The 9,919-nt window shown below is 74.2% G+C and carries 9 protein-coding genes; 6 read left to right on the top strand and 3 right to left on the bottom strand.

Annotated elements, in window-relative coordinates; all coding sequences use genetic code 11:
* Positions 1-999: hypothetical protein (locus OC439_RS00835; RefSeq protein WP_262011699.1), on the top strand; the 999-nt coding region annotated here is incomplete at its 5' end.
* A 203-nt stretch (positions 1,000-1,202) separates the two neighbouring features.
* Here the strand turns inward: OC439_RS00835 and OC439_RS00830 are convergent.
* Entirely contained in the window at positions 1,203-1,550 is a 348-nt protein-coding gene (locus tag OC439_RS00830; RefSeq protein ID WP_262011993.1) for a histone-like nucleoid-structuring protein Lsr2, read from the bottom strand.
* A 233-nt stretch (positions 1,551-1,783) separates the two neighbouring features.
* Between OC439_RS00830 and lon the strand changes: the two genes are divergently transcribed.
* The 3 genes from lon (at position 1,784) to OC439_RS00815 (ending at position 5,267) form a co-directional block, all read left to right on the top strand.
* Positions 1,784-4,105, top strand: coding sequence for an endopeptidase La (gene lon, locus OC439_RS00825; RefSeq protein ID WP_262011698.1), 2,322 nt, complete (start codon positions 1,784-1,786; stop codon positions 4,103-4,105).
* A 239-nt stretch (positions 4,106-4,344) separates the two neighbouring features.
* Positions 4,345-4,770: a MarR family winged helix-turn-helix transcriptional regulator gene (locus tag OC439_RS00820; protein WP_262011697.1), complete on the top strand. Its 426-nt coding sequence runs from the start codon at positions 4,345-4,347 to the stop codon at positions 4,768-4,770.
* Between the two features lie 32 nt (positions 4,771-4,802).
* Complete coding sequence (locus OC439_RS00815; protein WP_262011696.1) at positions 4,803-5,267, top strand: SgcJ/EcaC family oxidoreductase; 465 nt, start codon at positions 4,803-4,805, stop codon at positions 5,265-5,267.
* A gap of 55 nt (positions 5,268-5,322) precedes the next feature.
* Here the strand turns inward: OC439_RS00815 and OC439_RS00810 are convergent, their stop codons facing one another.
* Together OC439_RS00810 and OC439_RS00805 are read right to left on the bottom strand one after the other, a co-directional pair.
* Complete coding sequence (locus OC439_RS00810; RefSeq protein ID WP_262011695.1) at positions 5,323-7,083, bottom strand: DEAD/DEAH box helicase; 1,761 nt, start codon at positions 7,081-7,083, stop codon at positions 5,323-5,325.
* A gap of 118 nt (positions 7,084-7,201) precedes the next feature.
* Entirely contained in the window at positions 7,202-8,029 is an 828-nt protein-coding gene (locus OC439_RS00805; RefSeq protein ID WP_262011694.1) for a hypothetical protein, read from the bottom strand.
* A gap of 132 nt (positions 8,030-8,161) precedes the next feature.
* On the opposite strand from OC439_RS00805, the gene OC439_RS00800 reads away from it, so the two are divergent.
* Together OC439_RS00800 and OC439_RS00795 are read left to right on the top strand one after the other, a co-directional pair.
* Positions 8,162-9,307, top strand: a complete 1,146-nt coding sequence (locus tag OC439_RS00800) for a sensor histidine kinase (protein ID WP_262011693.1) — start codon at positions 8,162-8,164, stop codon at positions 9,305-9,307.
* Positions 9,304-9,909, top strand: coding sequence for a response regulator transcription factor (locus tag OC439_RS00795; protein WP_013286580.1), 606 nt, complete (start codon positions 9,304-9,306; stop codon positions 9,907-9,909). The genes OC439_RS00800 and OC439_RS00795 overlap by 4 nt, the downstream gene beginning before the upstream one ends.
* Positions 9,910-9,919 lie beyond the last annotated feature (10 nt).

The raw sequence follows: 9,919 nt of genomic DNA, 5'->3' as shown, positions 1-9,919 counted from the left end.
GCCGGCGCCGGCGCCCCGACGGTGGCCTGCCCGGACGTCCGTGGCCGGCTGCCGCAGGTGCCCGGCCAGGCCCGTGCCGAGGTGGACCGCACCCTGGCGCTGCTGGAGAGCCAGATCGGCGAGGCGAACCGGCGGCTCGCGGCGGAGGGCCGCAACGGCGGTGAGTTCATAAACAACGCGATCCTCGGTCCGCTCGCGGACAAGCGGACGGCGGCGCTCAACCGGATCGCCACCGCCATCGGCCGGTTCGCGCAGCGCCCGCAGGGTCTGGACCAGTTCGCCCGGTGCGCGGTGAGCGACACGCCGCAAAGCGGCGGCCAGAACGGCGGCGGCCAGAACGGCGGTCAGAACGGCGGCAACAACGGAGGCCAGAACGGCGGGAACAACGGCGGCGGGAACAACAACGGCGGCGGGAACAACAACGGCGGCGGCCAGAACAACGGCGGCAACAACGGCCTGAACGTGCTCGCCAAGGACTGCTCCGGCAGCCGGCTTCAGGGCCACGACGGCTTCCAGAACGGCAATCGGTGCGTGAGCACCGCGTTCGGTGAGGTGGGCGCCGCGGCGAACAACCCGTCGCTGCTGATCACGCAGTTCCCGAACCAGGTGCGGCGCAACCAGCCGTTCACGCTCCGGGTCACCACCAAGAACCTGGTGCGGGACCGCTTCCTCGCCGCCGGTCAGGGCGGCTACTACCTGGAGAGCTCGCTGCTCAACGGCCAGGGCCTGGTACGCGGTCACTTCCACACCGCCTGCCGGATGCTCGGCAGCACCCGGCAGCCCCCGAACCCGCAGGACGTGCCGGCGTTCTTCGTCGCCACCGAGGACGGCCGGGGCGGCAACCAGCCGGACGACGTGCTGATCCAGATCCCGGGCCTGGCGCAGTCGGGCGTGGCGCAGTGCGCGGTCTGGGCCGGTGACGGCTCGCACCGCATCCCGATGATGGAGCGGGCGAACCAGACCCCCGCCATCGACGTGGTGCGCATCCGGGTCAACTGAGCGACGCGACGGCCGCGGCCGTCCGGGGGACTCCTCCGGGCGGCCGCGGCCTTTCCGCGTACGGGAACGGTGGGAGACGATCCCGGAGGAAATCTCGTGCCGTGGGTATCCGCCGGACGAAAAGCGCCGTGCGGAGAATGCCGATCGGGCCACGCCGATTTCTCAGCGTGACCCCGGGATGCCCGACGGTGAACCGGTGACGGTCAGCGGTTCTTGTACGCCTCGACCACCGACACCGGGATGCGCCCGCGCTCGGAAATCTCGAACCCGTTCTTGGCGGCCCATTCCCGGATGGCGCGGTTCTGCTCGCGGTCCATTCCCGAGGTGCTCGGCCGGGTCGTGCGACGGGCGCCGCGGGTGACTTCGGCGGCTCCGCGGCCGATTCGCCTGCCAGCGCTGATGTACGGATCCAGGGCCTTGCGCAGGACGCCCGCGTTCTCGTCGGAGACGTCGATCGTGTACGCCACGCCGTCCAGGCTGAACTCGACGGTCCGATCGGCCTTTCCACCGTCGAGGTCGTCGGTCAGAACGGTGATTACTTTCCTTGCCATCGCCATTACTCCCTGTGTCGGGCGGGGTGTGGCTAAGAGTTTGACCTACCGCGCGGTAATCCCGCAACAATAGCCGACTGTTTCCATTCGGCGGGTCGCGGTAAACGGTGCCGCCATTGGGTGCGGAGCGCCGGAACGGGGCGCTCGGCGTGGCGTGGGTCACAACCCGGAACAAGGGGCACGTTTTGTTACTTGAGCCAGACACGCTCAACCAACGTGATGGCAGGTGTTCGATGGCAACTCTTCCGGTACTCCCACTGACCGACGCCGTCCTGCTGCCCGGGATGGTCATCCCGGTGACCCTCGACCCGACCACCCAGGCCGCCGTCGACGCGGCCCGCGCCACCGGCGACAAGGAACTCCTTGCCGTACCCCGTATCGACGGCGAGTACGGCTCCGTCGGCGTGGTCGCCACGATCGAGAAGGTGGGCCGGCTGCCCAGCGGCGAACCGGCGGCGGTCGTCCGCGGTCTCACCCGCGCCCGCATCGGCTCCGGCGTGCCCGGTCCCGGCGCCGCGCTCTGGGTCGAGGCGACCACACTCGACGAACCCGCACCGGCGGGCCGCGCCCGGGAACTCGCCCGCGAGTACCGCGCGCTCATGAGCTCGGTGCTGCAACAGCGCGGCGCCTGGCAGGTGATCGACGCGATGGAGCGGATGACCGACCTGTCCGAGCTGGCCGACTCGGCCGGCTACGCGCCCTGGCTCAGCCTGACCCAGAAGACCGAACTGCTCGCCGCGCCGGACGTCACCGCCCGGCTGGAACTGCTCGTCGGCTGGGTGAAGGAACACCTGGCCGAGCAGGAGGTCACCGAGCAGATCAACAGCGACGTCCGCGAGGGGCTGGAGAAGTCCCAGCGGGAGTTCCTGCTCCGCCAGCAGCTCGCCGCGATCCGCAAGGAACTCGGCGAGGACGAGCCGGACGGCTCCGCCGACTACCGCTCCCGGGTGGAGTCCGCCGACCTGCCGGACAAGGTCCGCGAGGCGGCGCTTCGTGAGGTCGGCAAGCTGGAGCGGGCCAGTGACGCCTCGCCCGAGGCGGGCTGGATCCGTACCTGGCTGGACACCGTGCTGGAGATGCCGTGGAGCACGCGTACCCAGGACAACACCGACCTGGCCGCGGCCCGGAACGTGCTCGACGCCGACCACGCCGGCCTGGCCGACGTGAAGGACCGCATCCTGGAGTACCTCGCGGTGCGCAACCGGCGCGCGGAGCGCAACCTCGGCGTCGTCGGCGGACGCGGCTCCGGCGCGGTGCTGGCCCTGGCCGGCCCGCCCGGTGTCGGCAAGACCAGCCTCGGCGAGTCGGTCGCCCGGGCGCTGGGCCGCAACTTCGTCCGCGTCTCCCTCGGCGGTGTCCGGGACGAGGCGGAGATCCGCGGCCACCGGCGCACCTACGTCGGCGCGCTGCCCGGCCGGATCGTGCGGGCGCTGCGCGAGGCCGGCTCGATGAACCCGGTCGTGCTGCTCGACGAGGTCGACAAGCTGGCCGCCGGCTACTCCGGCGACCCGGCGGCGGCCCTGCTCGAGGTGCTCGACCCGGCGCAGAACCACACGTTCCGCGACCACTACCTGGAGGTCGACCTCGACCTGTCCGACGTGCTGTTCCTCGCCACCGCCAACGTGGTCGAGGCGATCCCGGGCCCGCTGCTGGACCGGATGGAGCTGGTCGCGCTGGACGGCTACACCGAGGACGAGAAGGTCGCCATCGCCCGGGACCACCTGCTGCCCCGGCAGCGGGAGCGGGCCGGGCTGACCGGCGAGGAGGTGAGCGTCGCCGACGAGGCGCTGGCGCTGATCGCGGGCGAGTACACCCGGGAGGCCGGCGTCCGGCAGCTCGAACGAGCCCTGGCGAAGATCCTGCGCAAGGTGGCCGTCGCGCTCGCCACGGACCCCGCGCCGGTGCACGTGGACGCCGGCAACCTGGCCCGATACCTGGGCCGGCCGAAGTTCACCCCGGAGTCGGCCGAACGCACCGCCGTGCCCGGCGTGGCGACCGGCCTGGCCGTCACCGGCGCCGGTGGCGACGTGCTGTTCATCGAGGCCACCACGATGGAGGGTGAGCCGGGACTGACGCTGACCGGCCAGCTCGGCGACGTGATGAAGGAGTCCGCGCACATCGCGTGGTCGTACCTGCGGTCGAACGGACGGCGCTACGGCCTGGACCCGAACGCGCTGGCCGGACGTCGGATCCACCTGCACGTCCCGGCGGGCGCGGTGCCGAAGGACGGCCCGAGCGCCGGCATCACCATGGTGACCGCGCTGGCCTCACTGGTGACCGGGCGGCCGGTGCGGCCCGAGTTCGGGATGACCGGCGAGGTGACGCTCTCCGGCCGGGTGCTGCCGATCGGCGGGGTGAAGCAGAAGCTGCTCGCCGCCCACCGGGCCGGTCTCACCGAGGTGATCATCCCGAAGCGCAACGAGCCGGACCTGGACGACCTGCCGGCCGAGGTGCGGGAGGCGCTGACCGTGCACACCCTGTCCGACGTGGCGGACGTGCTCGCGCTGGCGCTGCGCCCGGCCGAGATCGAGGCGGGGACGCTCGCCGCGGCCTGAGCGGGGGCGGGGGTCCGGTGACAGCCGGACCCCCGCCCCACGGCGCGACCGGATGGTCCGTCCGGCACCCCGGCCGGTCGGAGCGTCGACAGCCGTTCCCGGCCCGGCATACTGGCCGGCGTGCGGCCAGGACCGACGGACGCCGCACGGAGAGGGCTGGTCAGGTGGCGCGCAGAGCAACTGACGGGGATGCACCGGGAAGCGAAACTCCGGACCTCGGCGATCTTCTGGGCCGGGAGTTGAGCACCGCCGTGGTGATGTTCCACGAGGCGGTGGCCGCCCGGCGTGGCCTGACGGCCACGGAGAACAAGGCGCTCGACCTGCTGGCCCGGCGTGGTCCGCTCACCTCCGGTGATCTCGCCCGTCAGCTCGGGCTCACGCCGGGTGCGGTCACCGGGCTGGTGGACCGGCTTTCCCGCGCCGGGTACGCACGGCGCAGCCCGGACGCGACGGACCGGCGCAAGACGTTCGTCGTCGCCGACGTGGAGCGGCTCGACGCCGAGATGGGCCCGGTCTTCGCGCCACTCGGTGCGGCGATCAGGGAGCTGACCCGCGGGTACACCGAGGCGCAGCTCGCCACCGTCGAGCACTTCGTCCGCAACGTGGTGGTCATCCTCCAGGAGCAGACCTCCCGAGTCTCCGCCCCCTCCGGCGACGGGGCCTGACAAAAACATTTCAGTCCGCTAAAATGTTTAGCATGCTGAATCAATCTACGGAAGCCGGCGTCCGCCGCGCCCTGGCCCGGGTCGCCGACGCCTGGGGTGAGGGCGACCCGGACCGGTACGCGGCCCTCTTCAGCGAGGACGCGGACTACACGGCCTACGACGGCACCCGGATGGCGGGTCGGCGCGCGATCGCTGACGGTCACCGGGCGCTGTTCGGGGGCGTCATGCGCGGCTCGCGCATGACCGTCCGAGAGCCGCGCATCCGGCACGTCGCCACCGACGTCGCCGTGGTGTGGGCGCTGGGCGGGATCATCATGCGCTGGCAGCGCGGCCGTACCGAGCCGTCGGCGAAGCGGCTCTCGGCGGTCACGTTCGTCCTCGTCCACCAGGGGGACGACTGGCTCGTGACCGCGTTCCAGAACACCAGGTACCGCCCGTGGTCGCGTACCGTCGTCGGGCGGCTGACGAACCGCATGGCGGGTGGGAACGGCCGGTGACCGTCACCGGCGGCGGCTTCTCCGGCGGTGCCGGTCACCGGCTGCGGTGGACACCTCAGCGGCGGCTGCGGCGGGAGGCGTCGAAGGGACGCTCCCGGCCGTCGGACTCGCCGCCGTCCCGGTCCCGGCGTACCGTCGCCTTGCGGCCCTTGATGGTGGTGCCGCGCAGCCCCGCGATGATCTCGTCGGCCACCGCCTGCGGCACCTCGACCAGGGAGAACCGGTCGGCGATCTCGATCGAGCCGATGTCCCGGCCGTTGATCCGGGTCTCCCCGGTGATCGCGCCGACCAGGTCCTGCGGCCGCACCCCGGCCCGGCGGCCCAGCCCGATGAAGACCTGGGTGGTCCCGCCGGTACGCGGACGCCCCGGCCCTCGGCGCTCGCCCCGCCCGCCGGTCTCCGGCCGGCCCTCGCGCGGGCCCCGGACCGGGACCTGCGGGATCTCCTCCTCGTCGTCCGAGCCCGGCGACGTCGCCTCGTGCGCCAGCTTCACCGCCGCCAGCGCCACCTCGACCAGGTCGAACTCGTCGGTGAGCGACTCCACGATCGCCCGGTACGGGTCGAGGTCGTCCTCCAGCAGGCTCTCCCGCAGCGCGCCCTGGGTCAGCTCCAGCCGCCGGGTCCGCATGTCCGCGACAGTGGGGATCTTGTCGATGGCGATCCGCTGCCCGGTGACCCGCTCGATGGTCTTGAGCATCCGGTGCTCACGCGGCTCGGCGAGCGTGATCGCCACACCCTCCCGCCCGGCCCGGCCCACCCGGCCGATCCGGTGCACGTACGACTCCGGGGCCGACGGCACGTCGTAGTTGACCACGTGGGTGAGCTGCTCGACGTCCAGCCCTCGGGCGGCCACGTCGGTGGCGACCAGCAGGTCCGCCGTGCCGGCGCGCAGCCGGCCCATCACCCGGTCCCGCTGCTCCTGGCTCATCCCGCCGTGCAGCGCCTCGGCCCGGTAGCCCCGGCCGTTCATCGTCTCGGTGAGCCGGTCCACCTCCTCGCGGCTGCGGCAGAACACGATCGCCGCGGTGGGCGACTCCACGTCCAGCACCCGGCCCAGCGCGGCCGGCTTGTGCGCCCGGGCCACGATGTACGCGCTCTGCCGCACCCGGGGTGCCTCCCCGGCGACCGGCCGCTCCCGCTCGATCCGGATGCGGACCGGGTCGGTCAGGTGCTGCCGGGCCAGCCCGTCGATACGGGCTGGCATGGTGGCGGAGAACAGCACCGTCTGCCGGCCCGCCGGGGCGTGCTCCAGGATCGCCTCGATGTCCTCGGCGAAGCCCATGTCGAGCATCTCGTCCGCCTCGTCCAGCACCACCGTGCTCAGCGCACCGAGCCGCAGCGTGCCCCGGGCGATGTGGTCCAGGGCCCGGCCCGGCGTCGCCACCACCACGTCCACCCCGTGGTCGAGCGCGCGCAGCTGCCGGCCGATCGGCTGCCCGCCGTAGATCGGCAGCACCCGGGCGCCCAGGTCCTTGCCGTAGCGGTGGAACGCCTCGGAGACCTGCACGGCCAGCTCCCGCGTCGGCACCAGCACCAGCGACACCGGGTCGCCCTCGGCCCGCCCCACCGGCATCCGCTGCAGCAGCGGCAGCGCGAACGCGGCGGTCTTGCCCGTACCGGTCGCCGCCTGTCCCAGCAGGTCCTGCCCGGCCAGCAACGGGGGGATGGCCTCCCGCTGGATCGGCGTCGGTTCCTCGTACCCGAGCGCGGACAGCGCGCCCAGCAACTCGGTGCGCAGCCCGAGATCGGCGAAGGCGAAGGCGTCCTCGGCGTCGTCGGGAACGGCGGGGTCGGTCGGGCTCGGTGCGGCGGTCATGCGACAAGTTTTTCATCACCGCCGCGCGGGGGTCGCGGCGACCGGGGCAAACGTTCGCCGCGCCACCCCGGCGCCGTCCCCTCCGGGTGATCCGGCGCGGCCCCGTGCCCCCGCCGGATCACCGGGACAGGACGGCCAGCAGCGTGGTCAGGCCCACCCCGACGTCGAACACCGCGCACCACAGCGCGTACCCGCGCGGCACCACCGCGCCGGTGCGGTGGTACCAGGCGTCCCAGGCCGCGTGGACGAGCCAGCCCACCCCGACGAGCACCCCGGCGACGTCGGCGGACGCGATCATCGCCACGACCGCCAGGCCGCCCCACACGGCTGCCCCGGCGAGCTGCGCCGCCAGCGCGCGCCGGTCGCCCCACTGCCGCCGCCAGGTGCCGATCAGCAGGTAGCCGGCGGGCAGGACCAGCAGCGTCCACGGCGCGAAGACGGTGGGCGCGAACCACATGTCCACCGTCATGAGCAGTCCCAGCCCGGCCGGCCATCCGCGCGCCACGGCCGCCGCGACCGGATGCCGGCGCGGCGGCGCCGTGGGCGTGTGCCGGTGCCGCAGCGCCACCAGCAGCATCGCCGGCACCATCAGCAGGTGACCGCCGAGCAGCAGCGCGTCGCCCCCGACCCACCCGGCCCACCAGGGCGGGAGCAGCAGCAGGAACGGCACGTACATGGCCGCTGACATCTCCGCGGTGGCGGCCCGGCCGTCCCCCCGGTACCACATCCAGGCGGCCATGCCCGCCGCCATGTCCGTCGCCATCACCAGCGCGGCCACGTCCGGCCGCGCCAGCACCGCCGCGCCGCCCAGCAGGCTCCCGCCCACCTGCCACAGCGGCCCGAGCAGCACCATCCCGGCCACCATCGCCACCACCATCCCGGCCAGGTGCCGGGTCCGCGCCCACCCGGCCCACCGCCGGGGTACGACCACAGTCATCTCCGTCATGCCCCGACCCTGCCGCCGCCCGGCGCACCGGAGAAGGCGCGTCAGTCACCGGGAAACCGTGCGGAACGCACGATCCGGCCGTGACGTTTCTCAGGGGTGGGCGGACCGGTGCACGCCCTAGGATCAGCGGGCATGAGCGTCGATCCGGCGGACCACCGGCTGCGCCGGGCCCGGCGGGTCACCCTGCTGTCGCTGGCCACGAACGTGTGGACCACCGTGCTGCTGCCCGCCGTCGGCCTGGCCCGCGAACCCGACCCGGTACGCGTCGCGCTCGGCGCCGCCGGGCTGCTCGCGTTCACCGTCGCCCAGATCGCGGTGCTGCACGCCGCCGTCACGCCGTGGCTGCCCCTACCGGCCCGTCGCCGCCGGCACGCCGCGCTCACAGTGGCGGCGCTGCTCAGCCTGCCGCTGCTCGGCCCGGTCGCGGCCGGAACCTGGCCCACCTGGGCCTGGCTCGGCGCGTCCCTGGTCGGCATGACGCCGCTGCTGTTCCGGCCCGCCGTCGCGGCGGTGGCGGCGGCCGGCGTCCTCGCGGTGTCCGCCGCCGTCACCGGGGCGACAGGCGGGCCGGTGCCCACGGCGCTGCTGGTCACCGGCGTGGTGGGCGCCGGGATCGCCGCGCTCACCTGGGTCCAGGTCTGGTTCTGGGACCTGCTCGTCGAGGCCCGGCAGGGGCAGGCCGCCCAGGCGCGGCTCGCCGCCGCCGAGGAACGGCTGCGCTTCGCCCGCGACGTCCACGATCTGCTCGGCCACGACCTGACGGTGATCGCGCTCAAGGCCGAGCTGGCGGAGCGGCTGGCGCCGCGCGACGCCGGCCGGGCCGCGCGGGAGGCGGCCGAGGCGCGGCGGCTGGCCGGCTCGGCGCTGACCCGGGTCCGGGCGGCGGTGCACGGCTACCGCGCGGTCGACCTGGCCGAGCAGGCCGCCGCGGTGGGGGAGGTGCTGCGCTCCAGCGGGGTCCGCACGACAGTGGTCCCGCCCGCCGGTGAGGTGCCCGCGCCGGTCGCCGCCGACCTGGCCGCCGTGCTGCGCGAGGCCGGAACCAACGTGCTGCGGCACAGCCGGGCCGGCTGGTGCCGGATCGAGATCACCCGGGAGGACGGCGTGGTGACGCTGACCGTACGCAACGACGGCGTCCGCGACGACGCCGGACCGGACCGGCTCAGCGGCGGCCTGCGCGGCCTGGCCGACCGGCTCGCCCCGGCCGGCGGACGGGTCCGGGCCGAGGCCGCCGACGGCGTGTTCAACCTGGTGGCGACAGTGCCGGTGACGCCGTGATCCGGGTGCTGCTGGCCGACGACGAGGAGCTGATCCGGCTCGCCCTGGCCGCGCTGCTCGACCTGGAACCGGACATCGAGGTGGTCGCGCACGCCCGCGACGGGCGTAGCGCCCTGGACGCGGCGCTGGCCCACCGCCCCGACGTCGCCGTGCTCGACCTGGAGATGCCGCCGCCCGGCGGCGTCGAGGTCGCCGCCGAGCTGACCCGGGCGCTGCCCGGCTGCGCGCCGGTGATCCTCACCGGACACGGCCGTCCCGCCCAGCTCCGCCCGGCGCTCACCGCCGGGGTACGCGGGTTCCTCGCCAAGGGCGCCCCCGGCGGCGCGCTGGCCGACGTGATCCGCCGGGTGCACTCCGGGGCGCGTTACGTCGATCCCGCGCTCGCCGCCGACGCGCTCACCCTGCCGGAGTGCCCGCTCACGCCGCGTGAGCTGGAGACGCTGCGGCTGGCCGAGCTGGGTACGCCGGTCGCGGTGATCGCCCGGCGGACCCACCTGGCCGCCGGAACGGTCCGCAACCACCTCAGCGCCTGCGTGCAGAAGCTCGGCGCCGCCGACCGGGCGGAGGCGGTCCGGCGGGCACGCGAGGCCGGCTGGCTCTGACGTACGGGGC

Origin of the sequence: Micromonospora sp. Mcm103, from assembly GCF_024519755.1 — a bacterium.
GTDB lineage: Bacteria > Actinomycetota > Actinomycetes > Mycobacteriales > Micromonosporaceae > Micromonospora > Micromonospora aurantiaca.
The sequence above is the reverse complement of the archived record's forward strand: the minus strand, read 5'-3'. Positions and strand labels throughout refer to the sequence as shown.

What these genes read in the sequence shown, in the direction of transcription:
- OC439_RS00830 (WP_262011993.1), bottom strand. Translation starts at nt 1,550, where the DNA reads ATGGCAAGGAAAGTAATCACCGTTCTGACCGACGACCTCGACGGTGGA.
- lon (WP_262011698.1), top strand. Translation starts at nt 1,784, where the DNA reads ATGGCAACTCTTCCGGTACTCCCACTGACCGACGCCGTCCTGCTGCCC.
- OC439_RS00815 (WP_262011696.1), top strand. Translation starts at nt 4,803, where the DNA reads ATGCTGAATCAATCTACGGAAGCCGGCGTCCGCCGCGCCCTGGCCCGG.
- OC439_RS00810 (WP_262011695.1), bottom strand. Translation starts at nt 7,083, where the DNA reads ATGACCGCCGCACCGAGCCCGACCGACCCCGCCGTTCCCGACGACGCC.
- OC439_RS00805 (WP_262011694.1), bottom strand. Translation starts at nt 8,029, where the DNA reads ATGACGGAGATGACTGTGGTCGTACCCCGGCGGTGGGCCGGGTGGGCG.
- OC439_RS00800 (WP_262011693.1), top strand. Translation starts at nt 8,162, where the DNA reads ATGAGCGTCGATCCGGCGGACCACCGGCTGCGCCGGGCCCGGCGGGTC.